The organism is Streptomyces sp. NPDC088794, assembly GCF_044750545.1.
Lineage (GTDB): Bacteria > Actinomycetota > Actinomycetes > Streptomycetales > Streptomycetaceae > Streptomyces.
The window spans coordinates 20,267-40,440 of record NZ_JBIVKB010000012.1 but is presented as its reverse complement, the minus strand read 5'-3'; the positions used below and the strand labels follow the sequence as shown (position 1 = coordinate 40,440).

The following is a 20,174-nucleotide window of genomic DNA, read 5'->3' as shown; positions in this document are numbered from 1 at the left end:
AGGGTCCCTATGCCTCGCGTGGTCCCGGTCATCGGCACCCAGAGCCCCGGCAACTACCTGACGGGAGCGCTGTGGACCGCGTCCGTCAAGGCGATGAGCGACTGGCTCCTGGGATCTGGAACCAACGGCGTGCCTCGGTTCCGCGGCCGCCAGGCCAGTGTGCAGTCCATCGCCGACAACACCTGGACCCCCCTGACCCTCGACACGGAGGATTTCGACAGCGACAACGGTCACTCCACGTCCACCAACACCAGCCGCTACACCATCCAGGTCGCCGGAACGTACGCGATCACCGGGATGGTTTCCTTCGCGGCGAACGCGACCGGGAACAGGGCCGGCCGCATCACCGTCAACGGCACCGCGGTGCCTGGCAGCTTCGTCAAGGGCCTCGCCGCGACCGCCACGCACTCCAGCGGCGCCGCGTTCCACGCCCAGGCGGTTCTCGCAGTCGGCGACTACATCGAGCTCCAGGGCCTCCAGACCTCGGGCGGGGCGCTCAACACGAGTTCAGCGACCGACGTCGCCTGCGCCATGGGTGTGTGGTGGCTCGGCGGCTGACGCCGCGCACCTCCAGTTCCGGAACCCGTCGCGGAACGGGTTCCGCCGTCCGCAGCCCATGACCCCGGAACCCGTTCTGCACCGGGTTCCGGAACCCGTTCCCGCCGGTGGTTCCAGACCGTCCGGAACCCGTTCCCGCCGGTGGTTCCGGAACCCGTTCCGCAACGGGTTCCGAACCCCGGACGACCCCGGAACCCGTTCTGCGACGGGTTCCGGAACCCGTTCCCGCCGGGGGGTCCACCGGGCCTGCACTAGTACCTGGCTGAGCAACCCCCACCCCGCGGCTCCCCGCGACCACAGCAACCCCCTCGCGCGCGGGCGTTCGACGGCCGAGGTCTTCAAAAGATCAGCAGCGTGGCTGAGACCGGCGGGGGTTGCCCGAGACACACGCGCGCCAGCCCAGTCATCTGCCGCTATCGCCGTGGCGTGCTTTCTGTGGCTGAGGACTACCCGGGCTGCATTCGTGACCGGCCTGACGGAGAGGGCGCGGGAACACGCCTCCGGCGCAGTGACCGCTCAAGAAGCTCTCAAGCCAAGATCCAAATGCGGTGCACCACACAGGGAGACGACGATGCCCCAGCCCCCGCCCAGCAATCTTGCGGATGCCATCCAGCTCGAGGCCGCTCGCGCTGCGAACGGCGGTGTCTGATGTCCGAGACCAACTGCCGCGGAATCGACGTCTCGGCCCACCAGGGCACCCAGGACTGGGCGGCCCACCGACGCGGCGGCGTCGTATTTGCCTTCGTCAAGGCCAGCGAGGGTGAACACACCCACGACCCGGCATTCGGCGCGCACCTACGCGGAGCTGCCGCGGCCGGGCTCCTCGTCGGCGCCTACCACTTCGCCTGGCCCAACCAGGACCCGCTGGCGGAGGCCGCGAACTACATCAGCGCCGTCGCCGGACCCGCCGGCAGCATCCGTTCGTTCGTGCACTGGCTGGACCTCGAGGCGTACCCGGACAGCCGGAACTACCGCGGTCGGACAGCCGACCAGATTCACGGCTGGGTGCAGACATGGGTCACCACTGTTCAGGCCGCGTTCCCCACGCAGAGGGTCGGGATCTACACCTCGGGCAGCGACCTGGACGCCGGCCGCGTCCCCGCAGGACTGCCGCTCTGGTACCCCGCCTACCCCTGGGGCGCCGCTGACTACGCGCGTGCCGAGGCGGCCCCGCAGAGCACATACCGGCCTCTGATCTGGCAGTTCACCGACACCCCACTGGACCGGTCCATCGCGTACCTCTCCGAGCCCGCCCTGCGCGCCTGGGCCGTCGGCGAGACCACCACCATCAAGGAGGACCTCGTGCCCGGCGAAGTGAACCTCGGCATCGCCAAGCCGTACACCCTCGCACCAGGCGCCTGGGAAGACGTGGCGCTGACGACCGAGTGGACCGACACCGAGGCCCAGCACCCGCCCGCCAGTGCCATCTTCGCGGCCGGCGCCTGCCGGTTCACCGGGTCCCTCAGCCTCTACGTCGAGGGCCTGCCCGTCGGCGAGACGGTCCAGGTCCGGATGTCCGAGTACGCCGGCACCCGGCACATCGCAGACCACCCGATCGACGAGGTCATCGGCACCAAGGGCGGCAGCCACCACATCACCCCGCTCGTCAAACACCTCGCCCGAGGCCGGACCATGCGCGTCCGCCTCCTCAACAACGCCCCCGGCCCAGTCACGGTCCGCAGCGCCGTCCTGACCGCGCTCACCTGGCCCACCAACTAACCCCGTACCGCCCGCAGACAGTCCCACCGGCCCGGTACCCGCCGCGCCGACGTCGCCCGACGAAAGGGAACTCGATGCACCCCACCGACGCACAACTGTGGGCCGCAGCTCTCGGCTACCTGCTGCCCCCCGTCATCGCCATCGTCATCCAGCCCCGCTGGTCCGGCCCGGCCAAGGGCATCTTCATGCTCCTGGTCGCCGCCGGCGACGGCGTCGGGACCGCCTACTTCAACGACGAGTTCACCGGTCGTCCGATCGTGACCGGCATCCTGACTGCCGCCGTGGCGATCGGCGTCGCCTACCGAACTCTCTGGCGCCCCTCGGGAATCGCACCCCGAATCGAGGCCGCCACCTCCACCACCGGCCGCCCCGATGCCGGATCACCGCCCCGGGCCGCATAGTGCGAGCCCAACCGTCGCCCGGCCGCCGACGCAGGATGAGGCACCTCATCTGCTGGCTGTGGACGCGCCTTGGATGGCGCGGCTTCGCACTGCTCGCCTCTGGCCTCTCCTGGGTCAGCTACGGCGCATCGCTGACCGTCCAGCCCCGCTACGGCACCGTGCGGGGCATCAGCGTCCTCCTGGACCTGCTGCCCATGACCGCGTGGGGCTGGCTCTGGATCACCTCCGGCACCGTCGCGGTCGCCTACGCACTCGTCCGCCCAGGACGAGACCTGCCCGGCATCGGCGCCGCCATGGCCCCGCCGCTCCTGTGGGCCGTGGCGTACGCGCTCGGCGCGATCACGGGCACCTCGTCGACCGCGTGGGGCGCCGTCGCACCCTGGGCCTCCCACGCACTCCTCATCCAGATCGTGGCCTACCTGACCAGCCCACGCCTGATCGTCCCGAAGGCGGTGCCGAGTGGAGCCGACTAGCTGGCTGGGACTCCTCGCAGTCCTCGTCTCCACCCTCGGATCCGCGTACGGGGCCTGGATGGGCCGTACCCGCACGACCGAGCAGGACATGCCGGCCGACGCACTCCCGGTGGCACCGCAGCAGCCAGAGGGCACATGGACGGTGTCCCCGGAGATGTACCGGTGGTTCACCGATCAGATGACGGGGCTCCACCAGCGGATGCGAACCCTGGAGGACGACCTGCGGACCGCTCGGTCAGACCTCGCGACCGCCCGGTCCCGCGGCGACCGCACGGACCGGCTCCTGAGCCTGGCGCTGGTCCACATCGGCCGCCAGGACGAACTCCTCCGCGAGGCTGGCATCCCTCCTGTCCCGATGGACCCGGAACTCATCGCAGCCCGCGACAACCGATAGCACCAAGGCGCATGGGCACACCTGTAACGCGCATCTAAGGAAGCCGCCCGTCTGGCGTCTCCGAAAGCAAGTTGGGCCCCTCTCCGCACAGCGGAGAGGGGCCCAACTCCCGTTTCCCCTGGGCGGGTAGCCTTCCATCATGATTCGCGCAGTGATCTTCGACGTCGGCGAGTGCCTCGTGGACGAGACGACCGAGTACGGCACCTGGGCCGACTGGCTCGGCGTCCCGCGCCACACCTTCCACTCCATGTTCGGCGCCGTCATCGCCCAAGGCCGCGACTACCGGGACGTGTTCCAGGAGTTCCGGCCCGGCTTCGACCTCTACGCCGAGCGAGACGCCCGCGCCGAAGCCGGGAAACCGGAGCACTTCGGCGAGAGCGACCTCTACGTGGACGTCCGCCAGGCCCTCGCCGAACTGCGCGGCGACGGACTCTGGCTCGGGATCGCCGGCAATCAGACCGTGCGAGCTGGCAAGCTCCTGCGCGAACTGTTCTCCTCCGACGTGGACTTGATCGGCACATCGGACGACTGGGGCGCCAGCAAGCCTGACCCGGCGTTCTTCCACCGCGTGGCGGAGGTCGTTCCGTTCGACGTCGACGAGATGCTCTACGTCGGCGACCGCGTCGACAACGACATCCGCCCCGCCCGCGAGGCAGGCATGCACACAGCGCTCGTCCACCGCGGACCATGGGCGACCATCCAGTGGCGGAGCGAGGCAGCACAGAAGATCCCGACCTTCCGGGTCGACAGCCTTCTCGAACTGGCCCCGCTCATCAGCCAGTTCAACCGCTGAACGCGCTGACCGTCGAGGCCCACCCGTACAGCCGGTCGTCTAGCTCGCGCACGCATCGCTCATGCTGGTGCGGCGCGAGCGCGCGCCGCACTTCCCGGACGCGGTCCATGCCCATCGCGTACCAGGTCCGCTCCAGCTGGTCGAGCGCCCGCAGCACATACACGCACGCTTCCTCCGGGTGGCCTGCCTCAGCTTCCACGGCTCCCAGGTCACCGAGGATGACCGAGGCCTGCTTCACTTCGCTCGGGTCGAGGTCCTCAAGGACCCGGAGGAGGGTTGCGCGCGCCTGAGGCAGATGCCCGGCCTTGAGCTCCGTGTTGCCCTTGAAAGCGGCCAGCCTGACCGGCGTGAACCAGTCGAGCCACTCGGGAACGGCGTGCTGCGGGCCGTCGGCGAGGAGGTCCTCGGCGTGATTGAGCAGGTTGAGCGCGGTGCGGGTGTTGCCGCACCGCGTCTCGCACTCCGCTTCCACCGAGTCCAGCCAGGCCATGAGCAGGGCCGGCGCCGCTCCGCGGCGTGCGTAGGTCCGCGCCGCGACCATCCGCTCGATCGCCTCTTCCCGATGCCCCGACCAGGCGGGAGGGAACGCCATGTGGGCGAGGACGGCTGTGGCCATGAGCGGGTCGTCGGCCTCTGCGGCGGCCTGGAGGGCCAGGACCAATGTCTGCGTCGCCTTGTCGTTTCGTAGGTCGAAGAACTCGATCCGGGCAGCGAGGAGATACGTCTCGGCGAGGGCTGCGGCCACAGACCGCCGGGTCTGGCCTGCTGTGTCCACGAGCAGGGCGCAGCCCAGCTTGGAGTGCTCGACGATCGTGGGGTGCAGGGTGGCGGGCGCCACGGACCAGTAGAGCCTGCGCTGCGCGCGAGTGATGGTGGCGAAGTCGATCGCAGCAGTGGCGGGCTGGAGGTTCCCGGCCACCTGGGTGGGAACGGAGGCGAGACCGACCGCGGAGGCGGTCACAGGCAGTGCCCCTGGCAGCGCCCGTGGAGAGCTTTCGTCGGCGACGCCGGCGGGCGGAGTGAAGCCGAGAGCCCTGAGGCCTTGGCCGAGAAGGCGCTCGATCTTCTGTCCCACAGAGGGCTGGGGCCAGGGCGGGTTGTCCGATTCCCAGCGGCGCACCTGCCGCACGTTTACGCCGGCGGCGTCGGCGAACGCGTCCTGGCTCGCATAGCCGGCCGCGATGCGGGCGGCCTTGAAGAGTTGGTTGCCGGAGGAGCGTGCGGCCACGGCGGTTCTCCCAGGGTCGAGGCGCTCGCCAGTGGTCAAGGCGAGTCCTCTTAGAGGTTATCAATCGCCCGATAGATGCGCTGAAAGTCCGCTTTGGTTGCTTAGAAAGTCCTCTTGAAGTCCTGGAATCAGGACATTTGCAGGGCCAAGGTTGAGTCACCGCGAAGGCGCGGCCCTGCTGTTCGACGGAGGACTGCCAACATGCCCACCATCTGCGACCCGTTACCCATTCCAAGCAGCCGCGAGCCCCACCTCATTCTCGCGCCGTTGAACCTCGGCCTTCCAGCGATTGCCATTCTCGGCACCCGCTGCGGCGCCGCGATCAACGACGGCGGGGAGCTCATCTGGTTCGTTGAACCGGGATCCGCCGAGGGCTGGAACGTGCCCTCCACGCGGCTCCTGACCAGCTCGCGGAACCAGGTCATCATCCCGCCGCATCGAGTCACGACCGGCCCCGCCGCCCACTGGCGCGTCTGCCCCGGTGAGCATCGCTGGCTCACCGATACCCCCGCTCTTCGGGCCGCTCTCGAAGACGCCAGCAGGCAACTAGCCGACGCACTCATCCCGAGCTCACGATGACGGAGCCGAGAGACCTTGAGCCTGTAACGGGGGCACATGGAGCTGAGGCGCTGTCGTCGGTCGCCGTCGCGGAATGGCTCCTGTTCGCAGCGCCGGACACCTCGCAGGCACTGCAGGACTGGCGACTCACTGGTACGACCGTCCTGCCGTGCGGTGACTCGTTTTCAGCCGTCCGCATTCCGGCAGCTGTTGTCCAAGCCGCCGCCAACCGACGCGAGCCGGCCGCGATCGCCGAGCGCCTGGTCGACGCTCTGCTCGGAGGCCCGGTCGTGGTGAGTACGGACGGCACCTCCTACTTCGCCCTGACCCCATCAGCCGGGCCTGTACGGCAACTCCCGGCCGGGATCGAGTACCTCGGCCAGTCCGCGCTCCTCATGGTGCCGCGTCCCGACCTCACCGACCCGCGCCTCCACGGGCACGCCTCCTATTGGGCCGTTCCGATGCTCGAACCCGGAAACCTCTGCCAACTGGACGCCGCCCTGCAGCTCGCCGCCGTCGGCAGGCACAGGCACCTGACGAAAGGCACCGAGCAATGACCGCCCCAACGCACCTGATCGTCCAGTGGCTCGCCCGGACCCACGACACCCCCCGCCGTGCCATCGCAGAGTGGGACTCAGACGGCATCGCCCTGCTGCCCCTGGGCGTCACCATGAGTGCGATCCGCCTCAGCGGCGCACTCGTCCACGCCGCAGTCGGCACCGACGAACGCGAAGTTGTCGCGGGCGCCCTCGGCGCATGCCTGAACGGCGCGGTGATTCGCGACCGTTCACTCGCCGCGGACGTCACCTACTACGCCCTCATCCAGCAGCACGCCGGCCTCGTGTGGGACCTCGAAGCCGACGCGCCCTGTCTCGGCAAGGGCGTCTACCTCGGCGTCCCGGCGCTACATCGGGTTCAGCCGCCGGGCCCCCACTGGGCTGTCCCGCCCCACTACGAGGGCGACCTCTGCCGCCCCCAGTCCGTCCGCGAGCTCATCGCCACCGGCCTGAATCACCTGATGCCTGCGGAGTGTCCATGACCCAGGCCGGCGACCTCGAAGAGGGCTGGCGCAGACACCGCAACGTCTACCACCCCTGCACAACCGAGGCGTACTGCGATGCCGGATACCGGATCAGGCGCGCCATGAGGGCAGCAGAGACGAGACCCCAGGGTCGTGTAGGGAGCGGCAAGGGTGTTGCGAGAGGACCGAGAAGCGGTGCGCCCTGAGACCTTCCAGGCCTTCGTGATCCAGCGCTGCCAGCGCACGCCAGCCGTACAGCGCGCGCAGAGCCTTGAGGAAGCGGGAGACATCCGTCATCCGTACGGGCTCGTTGTCACCGTCGGCGGCTGCGAGGCGCGGTGGCAGATCGTCGGTCAAATCACGGAAGGCGAAGATCACGACGCCCCCGCACGGCCAGTGGAAGGGCGGCCCGTGCCCTACACCCCGGCCGGCCCCACCGGGAGGGACGATGACTGGCTCGCGGCTGTAATCGCCGCAGGCGAGTCACCGGAGATCCAGCAGATCAAGGTGTGGTCGGCGTCGCCCCGCGCGCAGCCGGGCCACCTCGGTCTGACCGTGCGTTTCCACAACGGCCAACGAGCGTTTCTCCGCAAGATCTAACTACCCTGCGGGCCGCTCATCCCGCTTGGCGTTGCGCAGGTCCAGCTCGAGCGAACCGGACAGCAGGAGCGACAGTGAGACGTCCAGTGCGTCCGCGATCCGCAGCAGCATCGACAGCGACGGGTCCCTCTGTGCTGTCTCGTAGCGGTGGATGGTGCGCCGGTCGATCCCGATGAGATGCGCCAACTGCTCCTGCGTCAGGCGTCGGTGAAGGCGAACCGTGCGGATTCGCTCTCCGATATCGCGGCGGCGGAGAAGGCTCCAGACCGGTTCTTGCTCAGGCACCCCACAAACGTGGTGGCTAAAAGATCAAGAGTCAGTGCCCAGCTGGGCACTTTTCAGCCGGTCTCAAAGGTGCTTAAATGCTGAATTCCGCCAAGATCTGCGCTTGGCGCAAAACTTGCCATTCTGCGACAGCGGATGGTGAGCGACTCCTCCCCATGCTCCGCAAAAGCCCGGAGGAGCCGTGCATCTGGGCCCGGCGGCCGCGCCGCCGGGCCCAGGCCGGGAGCTACGCCTGGGCACCTTCGAGGACCCGTACCAAAGACGCCGTCACCACGCGGTGCCGCTCGCCGACGCGAAGGATGCGGACAGGTGACTGCCCCTTCCCGATGAGTGCGTACAGCTTTGTCCGGGAGATTCCGAGGGCGGGTGCTGCGGTGGTGACGTCGACGGTCGCACCCCAGGTTCGGATCTCCTCGAGAGTGGGCGCTGGTCTCTTGGCTGCCATCTGCTGCTCCGATCCTCGAGGTCATGGAAAGTCCGGACGGGGCTGGAAAGGCCCGTCACAATTTGGACGTCACCGGACAGTAAGGCACCATACGGGAAGCGTGCAACTAACTCCCATGCGTGCAAGTTGCGGACCGGGCTCCGCCCGAGCGCAGTCCAACAGGCTGCTCCGGTCCGCTCAAGATCCAGTCCCGATACCGGTGAGGCGTCGCCCAGAACCGCAGATGACCAGCGGTCGCTGGGGCGACCAACTGGTCGGGCCCGACCCGAATAGGGGGGTCCATGTCAAAGGCCTGCGCAGCGCGGCGCAGATACGTCCGTCACTCCTACGTCGATCCACGCGCCACCATGACGCCGGCGCGGCCCGGGCTTGAGGGCCTGCGGACCCGGCTTCTCTTGTGGGAACTTGCCGGAGTACCGCTGCGGTCTCTCACGGCAGCCTTGGTGCGCCGTTGGCTCGCGGGGGGACCTCGTGCCTGACCCGGTCAAGGAGGTTCGGCTAGCGAGTGGCAAGATCCGCTACCGCTTCGTCGTCGATGTAGGGAGGCACCCGAACGGCGACCGCCGCCAGCTGACTGTCACCAGAGAATCTGAGACCGAGGCGCGGGCTGAGTACGGTCGCATCATCGCCCAGAAGGAGAACGGGACTCTGGTTCTCCCCAGCAACATCACGGTCGCGCAGTGGATCGACGAGTGGCTCAAGATGAAAGAGCGCGACGTCGAACTGACGAGCATCATCACCTACCGCAACACCCTCGTGCACATCGTCGACCGCCTCGGAGGGACCAAACTTCAGGACCTCACCACCGACCAGGTGCGCGACTGTGTTGACGACATCGTTGCGCGTGGCCGACGCTCGAGGGGGCCCAAGGGCACGCGGTTGGCCGCCTCAACGGCGGAATATGCGCTGAACCGCTTCCGGGAGGTTCTTTCTTCTGCCGTCGTGTGCCGGTTGCGCACCACCAACCCGGCTCAGGGTGTACGGGTCAGCTTGGCCGACAAGAAGGCTGACAGGCGTCTGAGGCCGAAGGTTAAGCCGTGGTCGGTGAGCGAGGTCCAGTTCTTCATCGCGGGCATCGAGAACGACCGTCTCGAGGCGCCCCTGCTGATGAGCCTCATGGGCCTCAGGCCGGCCGAGGTCGTAGGCCTGCAGTGGGAGTACCTGGATCTGCCCCTCGCCACTCTGGAGATCGTCATCACGCGGCCGATGGTGGGCAACGAGACCGTGGAGAAGGATCCGAAGACGGAAGCCGGCGAGCGCGTACTGCCGCTGCCCGGGCCGGTCGGGTCCGCGCTGAAGAGGCTCAAGCTCGCCCAGGCCCGCGAGAAACTCGCTGCAGGAGAGGCCTACGCCGACACCGGATGGGTGGTGGTCGACGAGCTCGGGCTTCCTCTCAGCACCAAGCAGCTGCGCCGCTACGTCTACCGCGTCATGGAGAGGCTCGGCATGCGCAAGGTGCGCCTTTATGACGCGCGCCACTCATGTCTGAGCTACCTGGCCAACAACGGCGTCCCGGACCACATCCTGGCAGCGTGGGCCGGCCACACGAATGCGGCCTTCACGAAGAAGAAGTACGTCCACGTCGACGTGGAAGACATGCGTGAGGCTGCAGAGAAGTGGGGTGACTTCCATGGGGGCGCTCGGTGAGATTCCGTGAGAGGAGGTCGCCTTCTTGATCTCTCACGGCCCGGCTCACCAGGAGGGATGCGAAGCTGGGTGCTTAAGCGCGCGTTAAACGCGCCTTATGTGTTTGTGGACTTCCGCCCGCTCCTCAAGTAGCCGCAGGTCAGGGGAGTTTGGTGCCTTCGCGTTCCGGTTGGCGGGAGCAACGATCGTGCGTATCGTCGGGCCCCGTCGACGGCGCACGGCGTGCGGTTGAGAGCGCTCTCAGGTCGCGGTGCGCACACACGCGGGCGGCGCGCCGTCACGGCTCGGCCTGAACGCCCCCCACAGACAAGGTGAGTTCCCGCCATGACACCCCGTCACCAGCGCAACCTGACCCGACGCAAGATGATCTTCGCCCTCGGAGGTGCGGCCGTGGCCGCTCCGGCGATCGCCGCCATCGCTCCGCACGCGTTCGCCGACCAGGCGGCGGGTGAGGCCGCAGCGGCAGCGGGACCGCTGCCCGTGACCGTCGTCAACAACAGCGGCTCGTTCGACAACGCCTCCGTGCACCTGTACGTCGTGGGCAACCTGGGCGGCCGGCAGGTCAGGCTCACCCCCGAGGGCGAGGCCGTCCCCATCGCGGTCTCCGACAACGGCGCCGACGGATTCACCGACTACGCGATCCCGCTCGCGGGCAGCGGCAGCACCACGCTGTCCCTGCCGTACATGTCGGGCCGCGTCTATGTGGCACTGGGCCAGAAGCTCAAGTTCAAGGCCGTGACCGACGGCAACGGCGCCGCGGCCCTGCAGTACCCGGCAGGGTGGGTCGAGTCGGACCCCAACTACGGAGTGCTGCACGACTGCGCGGAGTTCACGCACAACGCGGACGGCATGTTCTGCAACACCACCATGGTCGACATGTTCAGTGTGCCGATGAGCATCCGGCTCACCGGCGACAAGGACCAGACGACAGGCACCCTGCGCGCGGGCGGCCGGGCCGCCGCCTTCGCCGCCGTCAAGCAGATCGAGGAGTTCGCTCCGCTGATCGTCGACGACACGCGTATCATCGCTCCCGGCCACGGCCTGGACGCCGGCATCTTCGCCAAGGACTACTTCGCGCCCTACATCGACGAGGTGTGGAGCACGTACACGGGCAAGGACCTCAAGGTCACCACCAACGCGGGTACGTTCACCGGCCGGGTGCGCGGCGACCGCCTCACCTTCGACGGCCCGGCGTCGGTGTCCTTCGCCAGGCCCACCACCCGTGACGTCCTCTTCTGCGACGGCAATCTCGCCGCACCCAACGACGGCACCACCGGACCGGTCGCCGCGGTCCTGGGGGCGGGCTTCAACCGGTCGACGCTGCTCAGCAGCGGTGACCAGCCCACCACCGACCCCGCCGCCTTCTACCAGGGCGACCTGACCAACCACTACGCGAAGGCGATCCACGCGGCCACCGAGGACGGCAAGGCCTACGGCTTCGCCTTCGACGACGTGGCGGACTTCGCCTCCTACATCCAGGACACCGCCCCGACGGGTTTCACCCTGACGTTGTCCGCGTTCTGATGCCTGCCGCTGCTGCGGGCCGAAAGGGGAGGCTGACGGCCCGCAGCAGATCGGATCCGGCTCGGCGGATCACACGTCCCGGATCACACGTCCCGGATCACGGGAACTGCGTGATCTTCGAGGGGACGGTGTCGGTGCCCGAGGTCGGCGCCCCGGTGTCGTTCACGACATGCGCGTACTGGCCCTTTCCGCCAAGGGAGATGACCAGGATGTCGTGCAGCTTGATCCCGGTCTTGACGGGCACCTGGAAGCCGTGGTGCTGCACGATCGATGGGTCGGACGTGTAGTTGCAGTAGCTGCCCAGACCCCAGGCCTCGTGCACGTTCACCGTGTCGGCGACCTTGTAGGCCGCGTAGCCGACGATGCCGTCGTGGGTGATGGCGGCGGAGTTCGGCGCGTCGTAGGCCTTCTCGTTCTGGAAGAAGATCGTGCGGCCGCGCTCGCCGCTCCAGAGCACGTCGTACTTGTTGAAGTGCTCCACGAACAGGCCGGTCGCCAATACGTCGTCGCCGTTGACCTTGAGGCCGTAGTCGGCCCGGTTGGTGTCCCAGCCGACGCCGTCGCCGTGGTCGGCGCGCCAGAGCCAGGTGTGGTCGATGACGACGTCGTCGCTGTTGACGACCACGGAGTTGGTGGCCAGTCCGGGACCGGCACCGCCGATCCGGACGAACACGTCCTGCATGGTGGTCGGGTTCGCCGAGTGGTCCGCACCGGCGCCGGCGGGGCCGATCTGCAGCAGCGTGTCGGAGTTGGCGGCACCGGCGTCGATGAGGAATCCGGCGAGCCGGACACCGTCGACGTCCGCCACGTGCATGGCGTCGACGCCCCCGTCGGGCACGATCGTGGCCAGGCCGAGCCCGAGCACCACCGTGTTGGCCCGCGTGACGTTGATCGTCTGGTCCAGGTGGTAGACGCCGGGCGTGAAGAGCAGGTTCAGGCCCTGGGCGAGCGCGGTGTTGATGGTGGCGGCCGTCGCGCCGGGCTTGACGACGTAGAACTGGCTGAGCGGCAGCGAGGTCCCACCGGCGTTGGCGGGCCAGGACACACCGCGCGCGTTGGTGCGCTTGCCGGGCACGAAGACCTTGTAGTCGTTGCCGTCGAGGTAGAGGAACGGCTTCTCGCGGGAGGTCGGCGTGGTGTCCAGCGTGGTGTACGGGCCGGTGTCGAAGTTGGTGGCAGGGGCGCCCTCGACACCCGTGAACGTCATGTTCCACACGCCGTTGGTCCAGCCGCCGACCGAACTGTCCCGCGTGTACCACTGCTGCTGCGAGTACGGACCGACCGTACCGTCGATCTTCGAGTCGGCGATGTAGCCGCCGGAGGCCCAACCGTAGCCGTTGGGCGCGAGGTTGAGCCCGCCCTTGACGTGGATACGGCGGAACGGCGCGGCCTGCGCGACGGCCCAGCGGTCGGTGCCGTTGGACGGCGTGATCGCGAGGTTCTCCGCCGAACGCCAGAAGTTCTGCGTCGCGTTGCCGTTGAACCAGCCCGCGTCCACGGTGATGTCACCGTTGATCTGGGTGTCGTCGGGGTTCAGCCCGAGCCCGGAGATCGAGGTGTAGAAACCGAGTTGGGCGTTGATGCCGTTGTAGGTACCCGGCTTGAGGAGGAACTGGTACCGCCCGGAGCCGAACTGCGCCGACTCCTGCTGCGCGAAGACCTGGTCGAACTTGGCCTGGAGGTTGGGGGTGGAGGGGTCCACGACGATCACGTTCGGGCCCAGGTCACCGCCGCCCTCGACCGGGGGAGTGCCACCGGATCCGGTGTGGACGGCGAACTCCCACAGCGAGTAGCCGTAGCCGGTCGCCCGCGCGGTCCCCAGGACCCGGACGTACTGTCCCGAACCGCTGACGTCGTAGGAGGCCCGTCCGCCGGTCGCGCCGGTCACGGTCTTGAGCGTGTTCCAGTTCTGCCCGTCGGTGGAGGCCTGGATCTGGAAGTCCCTGGCGTACGCGGCTTCCCAGTTCAGGTCGACCTTGCAGACGTCCTGGACGGAGCCCAGGTCGACGCGCAGCCACTGGGGGTCCGAGGCCTGGCTGGACCAGCGGGTGGCGTCGTTGCCGTCGAACGCGGCGGACGCCGGGGTGCCGGCGTTTTCCGTCGAGGAGGCGGAAGCGGCTTTGCCCTGGGCCGAGTTGGCGGTCGAGCAGGTGCCGGGCTGGGTGGTGCCGTTGGTGCCGAAGACCTGGAACTCCCAGACGGAGTAGCCCCATTGGGTCGCCCGGTGCACACCCTGCAACCGCACGTACCGGCCCTGACCGGAGACGGCGAGCGTGTCGAGGCCGCCGTCCCCACCGGTGACGGACTGCAGGTCGGTCCAGGTGTTGCCGTCGGTGGAGGCCTGGACCTTGTAGTCCTTGCCGTAGGCCGTCTCCCAGTTGACGACGACCTGGCTGATCGTCGCGGAGGTGCCGAGATCGACCTGGAGCCACTGGTCGTCGGTCGCCGCGGACGACCACCGCGTCCCGGTGTCGCCGTCGACCGCGGAGGCGGCGGGAGTGCCGGCGTTCTCGGTCGAGGAGGACGTCGCCGTCCTGCCCTGGGAGAGGTTGGTGTCGGCGGCCGAGGCCGTCGGCGACTGGATCGTGGGCAGGGTGATCAACGCTGCCGTGGCGGCGAGCGCGACACCCAAGGATCTGAGTCTCATGCCATGTTCCTCTGCGGGTGAGGTGCCTCTGGAAATGAGGTGAAGGACCGCCCACCGGCCGACGCGGTGCCATGTCGGTCGAAAGCCAGATAAAAGCGGTCCATGGCTTAGTTCAAGACTTGATTTAACTGATGACTTCGCCTGTACGACAACCCCTCGGAACCAGAAATCCTTCAAGTTGTGGACTCTGGGGGTGTGTTGACGTGTCGACCGGGGCTTATCGCACGATGTCGACGAGGTGGGGCACCACACGCGTCAGCCGCACCACACCCCAGAGGATCAGGCCCGCGCCGATCGCCTCGGGCAGGAGCCACCAGCCGGTCCGGATCGTCTCGTCGAACAGGACCACGCCCAGCAGCAGGCTCACCGCCGCGTCGCCGATCGTGAGTGCGGGCTGCGAGGCGGCGAGCGGACCGGCCTGGAGGGAGTTCTCCAGGAGCAGGAGTGCCGCGATGCCGGTGAGTGCGAAACCGTAGGTCTGCCAGGTGGTGAGGAAGGCCGGCAGGCCCGCGTCGGCGAGACGGCTCGTGGCCGACTTCATGAGCGCGGCGGTCAGCGCGTTGCCGATCGCGGCACCGGTCGCCAGGGTGGCGGCACGGAAGAGCGGCGAGGTCGAGGATCGTGCGAGCAGCACCGCGGTGACGATCGCGCCCAGGGTGAGGATCAGGACCGGGATCCAGCGCAGCATGGACGCCTGCTCCCTGTTCCCCGCCGGAGCCGCCGAAGCGAGGAGAAGGGCCAGCCCGGCCACCACGCCGACGACCGCCCACCAGCCCTGCGAACTCAGTCGACGGTGCAGCAGCGGCGCCGCGATGAGCAGGGCGAAGGGCAGTTCCAGCATGAAGAGGGGCTGGACGAGGGCCATCGGTCCGTTGACCAGGGCGAGCGCCTGGAACAGGGCGGCACCGGTCACTCCGGCGATACCGACGGCCCAGGCGGGACGCCGTACGAGAGCGAGCAGCAGGCGCACGCCGCCGCCCCGCGACACCGTGGAGGCGGCCTTGCGCTGGAACGCCGTCCCCACCGCATTGCTGACGGCGCCCAGGACGGCGAAGAGCACGGCGAGCACCATCACGACTCCATGTCCATGGTGGGGTCAGCGCTCGGTGGCGCAGCGACACGGCCGTGTTTCACGGTAGACGTCGATCGGGCGGGAGGCACTCTCGTCGTCACGGCCGCGCGGGAGGCACCCTGGTCGTCATGGCCGTGCGGCACCTCCGCGCGCGGGAACACCCATACACCCGGTCTGGTTATAACGTCGACGAAGGTTCGACCACGAAGGAGTGTCTGATGACAGCGGGAACCGAACGAGCCGTGCTGGCCGGCGGTTGTTTCTGGGGCATGCAGGATCTGATCCGCAAGCTGCCGGGCGTGGTCTCCACTCGGGTCGGATACACCGGCGGCGACACCCCGAACGCCACCTACCGCAACCACGGCGATCACGCCGAGGCGATCGAGATCGTCTTCGATCCCACCGCCACGAGCTACCGGGACATTCTGGAGTTCTTCTTCCAGATCCACGACCCGAGCACGAAGAACCGCCAGGGCAACGACATCGGCCGCAGCTACCGTTCCGCGATCTACTACACCGACGCCGAGCAGCACCGCGTCGCTGTGGACACGATCGCCGACGTGGAGGCGAGCGGCCTGTGGCCCGGCAAGGTGGTCACCGAGGTCGAGCCGGTGGGCGACTTCTGGGAGGCGGAGCCGGAGCACCAGGACTACCTGGAGCGCTACCCGAACGGCTATACCTGCCACTTCCCGCGCCCGAACTGGAAGCTTCCGCGCCGCTCCGAGGCGACGACGGGCTGACGTCCCGCGCCGATGTCAGAGGCGGGCCCTAGCGTTGTCCTCCAAGGAACGGAAACCAGTCCCCGGAGGACAGCGCGATGGCCTCGACGCCACAGAAGATCACCACATTCCTGATGTTCGAGGGCAGGGCCGAGGAGGCCCTGACCTTCTACATGTCGCTGTTCGAGGACGCCGAGATCGTCGACATCTCCCGCTACGGTGCCGACGGCCCCGGCAAGGAGGGCACGGTCCAGCGCGCCACGTTCGCGCTCGCCGGACAGCGGTTCATGTGCATCGACAGCTACGTCAACCACGCCTTCGGGTTCACCCCGGCGGTGTCACTGTTCGTGGACTGCGAAACCGAGGCCGAACTCGACCGCCTCTATGCCGCCCTCGCCGCGGAGGGCACGGAGCTCATGCCTCTGGGCTCGTACGGCTTCAGCGCGAAGTTCGGGTGGGTCAACGACCGCTTCGGGGTGTCCTGGCAGTTGAACCTGCAGGAGTGACAGGGGCGCTTCAGCCGGCCGCCGCCGTTGTTTTCGTGGTCGCGCCCGCCAACTGCTCGCGGTGCGCCCGGGCCCTGGCCATCAACCTGTCGAGCGTGTCCCTCGTCTGCACGAGGTCCGCGATGTGCGTGGAGAGCCGCTCGCGCTCCAGTGCCATCCGTTCCAACGCGGAGTCGGAGTTCTCCTCGCTGGGTGCGTCGACGCAGGGCAGCAACTCGGCGATCGTCCGGCTGGACAGGCCTGCGGCGTACAGCGCCTGGATGAAGGCGACCCGCTCGACCTCGTTGTCCGAGTAGTGCCGCTGCCCGCTGGCGCTGCGGGTGCTGGTGAGCAGGCCCTGTTCCTCGTAGTAGCGCACGGACCGGACGCTGACCCCGGAGCGTGACGCGAGTTCGCCGATCCGCACGAAGCCCTCCTTGCTTGGTTCTGTTCGACGGGTTCTGCCTGCCTGGTTCCGCACTGAGTCCTGCGTCACAGGTGCTTGCCTCTGACATCGGTGTGAGGTTTTAGCGTAGCCGTCGTACCCGGGAGACGGGTACGGCGGCCATGCGAAGGAGCCCTGACATGACGACCCTCTTCACCAGCTACCGGCTCGGCGGACTCACCCTGCCCAACCGAATGGTCATGGCCCCGATGACCCGGGTCCGGGCCGCTGCCGGTGGTCTGGCGACGCCGTCGATGGCGACCTACTACGCCCAGCGGGCCACGGCCGGGCTGATAGTGAGCGAGGGGGTGCAGCCGAGCGTGATCGGGCAGTCCAACCCCGGCACACCGGGACTGCACACCGACGAGCAGGTGGAGTCGTGGCGCCCGGTGACGGCGGCCGTCCACGCCAACGGCGGCCGCATCTTCGCCCAACTCATGCACGGCGGCCGGGTCTCCCACCCCGACACCACCGGACTCCAGCCGGTCGGGCCCTCGGCGGTACCGGCGATCGGCGACGTGTTCACCCCGACCGGGCCGCAGCCGGCTCCGATGCCACGCGCACTGGCCACCGCCGAAGTGCCCGAGCACGCGCGGTCGTACGCCGAAGCCGCCCGCCGGGCCGTGGACGCGGGCTTCGACGGTGTGGAACTCCACGGCGCGAACGGCTACTTGATCTCGCAGTTCCTCTCGTCCAACGCCAACCTGCGCACGGACCGCTACGGAGGCCCGATCGCCAACCGGATCAGGTTCGCCGTCGAGGCCGTCGCCGCCACCGTCGAGGCCGTCGGCGGCGACAGGACCGGCATCCGGCTCTCACCGGGCGGGACCTTCTGGGGAGTCGAGGAGACGGAGGTCCGCGACCTCTACACGACGCTGCTGACGGAACTGGCCCCTCTCGAACCGGCCTACGTCCACCTCGAAGCCACCGCCGACGAAGAACTGCTCGTGGCCCTGCGGCGGTCGTGGCCGGGCACCCTCGTCATGAACCCCACGCTTCCGATGGGCCCCAAGCAGACGGGCCGGGACGACGCCGACCACTGGCTCGGCCTGGGCGCCGATCTCATCAGCTTCGGCCGCGCCTTCCTCGCCAACCCCGACCTGGTCGAGCGGCTGCGGGGCGGTCTCCCGATCGCCCCCGTCGACGAGGCCACCTACTACCAGGGCGGCGACGCGGGCTATCTGACGTACGGGGCGCACCAGTTCGCGGCCTGACTCCGAGGTGCGCGATCTCCTCCGGCGGCGGTTCGGCTCACATCCATGGGCTACACTGGATCTTGAGCTGACCGCATCAACTCCGGTCGGCCGGTGCTGCGTCGGTGGTCCAAGGAAAGACGCCCCGCTTCCCGTGGGGAAATGCAGGTGCAAGGCCTGCCCGGCGCTCGATCACAGGGTCTGTCCCGCACGGTGTGCGGGACAGACCCTGTTCTGTGTGGGCTCAGCGGGACGTGGGGAACAGCTGGAGCTTGGCCTTGCGGCCGGAGACGGACTTCACCCAGACCTTCAGGTTGTTGAGCTGGACGGTGCCGCCCGGGCTGGTGCTGCCGCTCAGGTGCACTCGGCCCGAGGTGGCCGACATCTTCACGGAGCGGGAGCTGACGCTCGTGATCTTCAGGCTCGCGAACCCGAACTTGCGGCTGTTGACCTTGATGGTCTTGGGCGCGGTCACGGTGATCTTGCACCGTCCGTCGTAGCAGGGCCCGTGGGCGGCCGCGGATGCCACCGGTGTCATCAGGCCGAAGCCCAGTGCGCCTGTCATGGTCAGAGTTACGGCAGTCGTCGTGGCTCGCCGGCGCATGGTCGTGCTCATCATGGACCTCCAGTTCCGAGGCGGAATTCCGCTTGGCATTTCTAGACGGCCCGGCTCGGGACCCCTCCCGAGACGGTTCTCGGGACCGGTCTCGGAACGGCGCCTCGAAGCGGCGCCTCGAAGAGCGATGAGTCTCGACGTGATCGCCGGTCTGTATCCCCGACAGGCTTTGGACGGCACTTCGGACATAGGGCTTCGGTCTTTGGGAGATCATCATGACCGCCACGTACACCTTCGACGTCTTCTCCAGCCTCGACGGCTTCGGCGCCGCCGAGGGCGACTGGACCGGCTACTGGGGCAAGCAGGGCCCCGAGTTCCTCGACCACCGCCTCGGCCAGTACCGCGAGGAGCAGCGGATGGTCTTCGGGGCCACCACGCACCGGGAGTTCGTGCAGATGCTGGCCGCGAGCACCGAGGAGTCCGAGGTGCACGACCCGTGGGTGACACGGATGTTGAGCCTGCCAGCCACGGTGGTGTCGACCACGCTCAAGGAGCCCCTCGACTGGGCGGACGCGGTCGTCGCGAACGGTGACGCCGTCGACGTCGTCGCCGCGCTCAAGAAGGAGTCCGAGGTGCCGCTGCGCTCGCACGGCAGCCTCTCCATGAACCGTGCGCTGATGGCCGCCGGCCTGGTCGACCGCCTCCAGGTGACGATCTTCCCCGTCATCACCGGCCGGACCGGGCTGGCTCCGATCTTCCAGGGCGCGGCCGACTTCGACCTGGAACTGATCGAGCACAGGACGTTCGAAGGCGGCATTCAGGAACTCGTCTACCGTCCGACCCTGCACGGCTGAACCGCCACCCGCGCCGGCTACCGGGAGGGGCCAACTCCGTTGCAGGTCAAGGGGGTTCTCACTCTCCCGAGGCCACGCTGTGCGCGAGGAGGCTCTCCGCGGTGTCGTCGATGGGGCGGGGCGTCCAGCCGAGGAGCCGCTGTTCACCACCCTCGCCGCTTACGTACGCCTCAAGCACGGCCTCGGCGACGCGCTGAACACCGCCGCCGCACAGGAGGTCGTCAGCACGATGTCCATCGCGGTGACCGCCACGGTCGGCCGCCTCCTCGACGCCTGCGAACGCGCTGGCGCGGTACGTCCCGGCCTCGACCCCATGGACGTCATCATGCTGCTGAGCTGCCTGTGGCGAACCCCGGACAACCCCGAAGGTGCCGCCCAGGCCGAGCGCCACATGGAGCTGGCGATCGACGGGTTCCGGCCGTAAGAGGTCTCGTTCGGCGCACGGGAAATGACAAAGGCGAGGAGATGGATCTCCTCGCCTGTCTCAAGTTATAGCGGAGTGGGGGGCTTGCGGCAAGGCCCCGGTCGCAGCGCACAATCGTCCGCCAAGGCCACAA

The 20,174-nt window shown here is 68.4% G+C and carries 23 protein-coding genes; 17 read left to right on the top strand and 6 right to left on the bottom strand.

Annotated features, from left to right (window positions below; genetic code table 11):
• The first annotated feature begins 9 nt into the window (after positions 1 to 9).
• From ACIP6U_RS29830 to ACIP6U_RS29805, 6 genes are all read left to right on the top strand, one after another.
• Complete coding sequence (locus ACIP6U_RS29830) at positions 10 to 558, top strand: hypothetical protein (RefSeq protein ID WP_401724017.1); 549 nt, start codon at positions 10 to 12, stop codon at positions 556 to 558.
• Between the two features lie 648 nt (positions 559 to 1,206).
• Positions 1,207 to 2,277: a glycoside hydrolase family 25 protein gene (locus tag ACIP6U_RS29825; RefSeq protein WP_401724014.1), complete on the top strand. Its 1,071-nt coding sequence runs from the start codon at positions 1,207 to 1,209 to the stop codon at positions 2,275 to 2,277.
• A gap of 74 nt (positions 2,278 to 2,351) precedes the next feature.
• Positions 2,352 to 2,678, top strand: a complete 327-nt coding sequence (locus tag ACIP6U_RS29820; protein ID WP_401724011.1) for a hypothetical protein — start codon at positions 2,352 to 2,354, stop codon at positions 2,676 to 2,678.
• 35 nt (positions 2,679 to 2,713) lie between these two features.
• Positions 2,714 to 3,151: a hypothetical protein gene (locus ACIP6U_RS29815; RefSeq protein WP_401724009.1), complete on the top strand. Its 438-nt coding sequence runs from the start codon at positions 2,714 to 2,716 to the stop codon at positions 3,149 to 3,151.
• Complete coding sequence (locus ACIP6U_RS29810; RefSeq protein ID WP_401724006.1) at positions 3,138 to 3,545, top strand: hypothetical protein; 408 nt, start codon at positions 3,138 to 3,140, stop codon at positions 3,543 to 3,545. Before ACIP6U_RS29815 ends, ACIP6U_RS29810 begins: the two co-directional genes overlap by 14 nt.
• Before the next feature lie 139 nt (positions 3,546 to 3,684).
• A complete protein-coding gene (locus ACIP6U_RS29805) occupies positions 3,685 to 4,338 on the top strand; it encodes an HAD family hydrolase (RefSeq protein WP_401724003.1) in 654 nt (217 codons plus the stop codon).
• On the opposite strand, the gene ACIP6U_RS29800 is transcribed toward ACIP6U_RS29805, so the two are convergent.
• Positions 4,328 to 5,566: a multiprotein-bridging factor 1 family protein gene (locus ACIP6U_RS29800; RefSeq protein ID WP_401724001.1), complete on the bottom strand. Its 1,239-nt coding sequence runs from the start codon at positions 5,564 to 5,566 to the stop codon at positions 4,328 to 4,330. The genes ACIP6U_RS29805 and ACIP6U_RS29800 overlap by 11 nt on opposite strands.
• Before the next feature lie 201 nt (positions 5,567 to 5,767).
• Here ACIP6U_RS29800 and ACIP6U_RS29795 point away from each other — a divergent pair, with 201 nt between their 5' ends.
• The 4 genes from ACIP6U_RS29795 (at position 5,768) to ACIP6U_RS29780 (ending at position 7,745) form a co-directional block, all read left to right on the top strand.
• On the top strand, positions 5,768 to 6,145 hold the full coding sequence (locus ACIP6U_RS29795) for a hypothetical protein (RefSeq protein ID WP_401723999.1): 378 nt from the start codon (positions 5,768 to 5,770) through the stop codon (positions 6,143 to 6,145).
• Positions 6,142 to 6,681 carry a hypothetical protein gene (locus tag ACIP6U_RS29790; RefSeq protein WP_401723997.1) on the top strand — a complete coding sequence of 180 codons (540 nt, stop codon included), beginning with the start codon at positions 6,142 to 6,144 and terminating at the stop codon, positions 6,679 to 6,681. Before ACIP6U_RS29795 ends, ACIP6U_RS29790 begins: the two co-directional genes overlap by 4 nt.
• Positions 6,678 to 7,163 (top strand): hypothetical protein, encoded by a 486-nt coding sequence (locus ACIP6U_RS29785; RefSeq protein WP_401723995.1) that lies wholly within the window; start codon positions 6,678 to 6,680, stop codon positions 7,161 to 7,163. The genes ACIP6U_RS29790 and ACIP6U_RS29785 overlap by 4 nt, the downstream gene beginning before the upstream one ends.
• Positions 7,164 to 7,316: 153 nt before the next feature.
• The gene (locus ACIP6U_RS29780) at positions 7,317 to 7,745 is read left to right on the top strand and encodes a hypothetical protein (protein ID WP_401723992.1); all 429 of its coding nucleotides are present in this window, start codon (positions 7,317 to 7,319) and stop codon (positions 7,743 to 7,745) included.
• On the opposite strand, the gene ACIP6U_RS29775 is transcribed toward ACIP6U_RS29780, so the two are convergent.
• Positions 7,746 to 8,030: a helix-turn-helix transcriptional regulator gene (locus tag ACIP6U_RS29775; protein ID WP_401723990.1), complete on the bottom strand. Its 285-nt coding sequence runs from the start codon at positions 8,028 to 8,030 to the stop codon at positions 7,746 to 7,748. It abuts the gene before it with no gap.
• Positions 8,031 to 8,946: 916 nt separating this feature from the next.
• Between ACIP6U_RS29775 and ACIP6U_RS29770 the strand changes: the two genes are divergently transcribed.
• Together ACIP6U_RS29770 and ACIP6U_RS29765 are read left to right on the top strand one after the other, a co-directional pair.
• A complete protein-coding gene (locus tag ACIP6U_RS29770) occupies positions 8,947 to 10,122 on the top strand; it encodes a tyrosine-type recombinase/integrase (RefSeq protein ID WP_401723987.1) in 1,176 nt (391 codons plus the stop codon).
• Positions 10,123 to 10,446: 324 nt separating this feature from the next.
• Positions 10,447 to 11,646, top strand: a complete 1,200-nt coding sequence (locus ACIP6U_RS29765; protein WP_401723984.1) for a beta-1,3-glucanase family protein — start codon at positions 10,447 to 10,449, stop codon at positions 11,644 to 11,646.
• Positions 11,647 to 11,743: 97 nt separating this feature from the next.
• On the opposite strand, the gene ACIP6U_RS29760 is transcribed toward ACIP6U_RS29765, so the two are convergent.
• On the bottom strand, positions 11,744 to 14,293 hold the full coding sequence (locus ACIP6U_RS29760; protein ID WP_401723981.1) for a discoidin domain-containing protein: 2,550 nt from the start codon (positions 14,291 to 14,293) through the stop codon (positions 11,744 to 11,746).
• A gap of 217 nt (positions 14,294 to 14,510) precedes the next feature.
• Complete coding sequence (locus tag ACIP6U_RS29755) at positions 14,511 to 15,368, bottom strand: DMT family transporter (protein WP_401723978.1); 858 nt, start codon at positions 15,366 to 15,368, stop codon at positions 14,511 to 14,513.
• A gap of 215 nt (positions 15,369 to 15,583) precedes the next feature.
• On the opposite strand from ACIP6U_RS29755, the gene msrA reads away from it, so the two are divergent.
• Together msrA and ACIP6U_RS29745 are read left to right on the top strand one after the other, a co-directional pair.
• Entirely contained in the window at positions 15,584 to 16,105 is a 522-nt protein-coding gene (msrA, locus tag ACIP6U_RS29750; RefSeq protein WP_401723975.1) for a peptide-methionine (S)-S-oxide reductase MsrA, read from the top strand.
• A gap of 77 nt (positions 16,106 to 16,182) precedes the next feature.
• Entirely contained in the window at positions 16,183 to 16,590 is a 408-nt protein-coding gene (locus ACIP6U_RS29745) for a VOC family protein (protein WP_401723973.1), read from the top strand.
• Between the two features lie 10 nt (positions 16,591 to 16,600).
• On the opposite strand, the gene ACIP6U_RS29740 is transcribed toward ACIP6U_RS29745, so the two are convergent.
• On the bottom strand, positions 16,601 to 16,996 hold the full coding sequence (locus tag ACIP6U_RS29740) for a MerR family transcriptional regulator (protein ID WP_401723971.1): 396 nt from the start codon (positions 16,994 to 16,996) through the stop codon (positions 16,601 to 16,603).
• A 158-nt stretch (positions 16,997 to 17,154) separates the two neighbouring features.
• Between ACIP6U_RS29740 and ACIP6U_RS29735 the strand changes: the two genes are divergently transcribed.
• Complete coding sequence (locus ACIP6U_RS29735) at positions 17,155 to 18,228, top strand: alkene reductase (protein WP_401723969.1); 1,074 nt, start codon at positions 17,155 to 17,157, stop codon at positions 18,226 to 18,228.
• Between the two features lie 223 nt (positions 18,229 to 18,451).
• Here the strand turns inward: ACIP6U_RS29735 and ACIP6U_RS29730 are convergent, their stop codons facing one another.
• A complete protein-coding gene (locus tag ACIP6U_RS29730; RefSeq protein ID WP_401723966.1) occupies positions 18,452 to 18,772 on the bottom strand; it encodes a hypothetical protein in 321 nt (106 codons plus the stop codon).
• 266 nt (positions 18,773 to 19,038) lie between these two features.
• On the opposite strand from ACIP6U_RS29730, the gene ACIP6U_RS29725 reads away from it, so the two are divergent.
• Complete coding sequence (locus tag ACIP6U_RS29725; protein WP_401723964.1) at positions 19,039 to 19,617, top strand: dihydrofolate reductase family protein; 579 nt, start codon at positions 19,039 to 19,041, stop codon at positions 19,615 to 19,617.
• Positions 19,618 to 19,696: 79 nt separating this feature from the next.
• Entirely contained in the window at positions 19,697 to 20,041 is a 345-nt protein-coding gene (locus ACIP6U_RS29720) for a hypothetical protein (RefSeq protein WP_401723962.1), read from the top strand.
• The last annotated feature ends 133 nt before the right edge of the window (positions 20,042 to 20,174 follow it).

Excerpts from the sequence above, each read along its gene's own strand:
- ACIP6U_RS29725 (WP_401723964.1), top strand. The coding sequence starts at position 19,039 with ATGACCGCCACGTACACCTTCGACGTCTTCTCCAGCCTCGACGGCTTC.
- ACIP6U_RS29815 (WP_401724009.1), top strand. The coding sequence starts at position 2,714 with ATGAGGCACCTCATCTGCTGGCTGTGGACGCGCCTTGGATGGCGCGGC.
- ACIP6U_RS29735 (WP_401723969.1), top strand. The coding sequence starts at position 17,155 with ATGACGACCCTCTTCACCAGCTACCGGCTCGGCGGACTCACCCTGCCC.
- ACIP6U_RS29825 (WP_401724014.1), top strand. The coding sequence starts at position 1,207 with ATGTCCGAGACCAACTGCCGCGGAATCGACGTCTCGGCCCACCAGGGC.
- ACIP6U_RS29805 (WP_401724003.1), top strand. The coding sequence starts at position 3,685 with ATGATTCGCGCAGTGATCTTCGACGTCGGCGAGTGCCTCGTGGACGAG.
- ACIP6U_RS29745 (WP_401723973.1), top strand. The coding sequence starts at position 16,183 with ATGGCCTCGACGCCACAGAAGATCACCACATTCCTGATGTTCGAGGGC.
- ACIP6U_RS29760 (WP_401723981.1), bottom strand. The coding sequence starts at position 14,293 with ATGAGACTCAGATCCTTGGGTGTCGCGCTCGCCGCCACGGCAGCGTTG.
- ACIP6U_RS29765 (WP_401723984.1), top strand. The coding sequence starts at position 10,447 with ATGACACCCCGTCACCAGCGCAACCTGACCCGACGCAAGATGATCTTC.
- ACIP6U_RS29730 (WP_401723966.1), bottom strand. The coding sequence starts at position 18,772 with ATGACAGGCGCACTGGGCTTCGGCCTGATGACACCGGTGGCATCCGCG.
- ACIP6U_RS29785 (WP_401723995.1), top strand. The coding sequence starts at position 6,678 with ATGACCGCCCCAACGCACCTGATCGTCCAGTGGCTCGCCCGGACCCAC.
- ACIP6U_RS29790 (WP_401723997.1), top strand. The coding sequence starts at position 6,142 with ATGACGGAGCCGAGAGACCTTGAGCCTGTAACGGGGGCACATGGAGCT.
- ACIP6U_RS29795 (WP_401723999.1), top strand. The coding sequence starts at position 5,768 with ATGCCCACCATCTGCGACCCGTTACCCATTCCAAGCAGCCGCGAGCCC.
- ACIP6U_RS29830 (WP_401724017.1), top strand. The coding sequence starts at position 10 with ATGCCTCGCGTGGTCCCGGTCATCGGCACCCAGAGCCCCGGCAACTAC.
- ACIP6U_RS29820 (WP_401724011.1), top strand. The coding sequence starts at position 2,352 with ATGCACCCCACCGACGCACAACTGTGGGCCGCAGCTCTCGGCTACCTG.
- msrA (WP_401723975.1), top strand. The coding sequence starts at position 15,584 with ATGACAGCGGGAACCGAACGAGCCGTGCTGGCCGGCGGTTGTTTCTGG.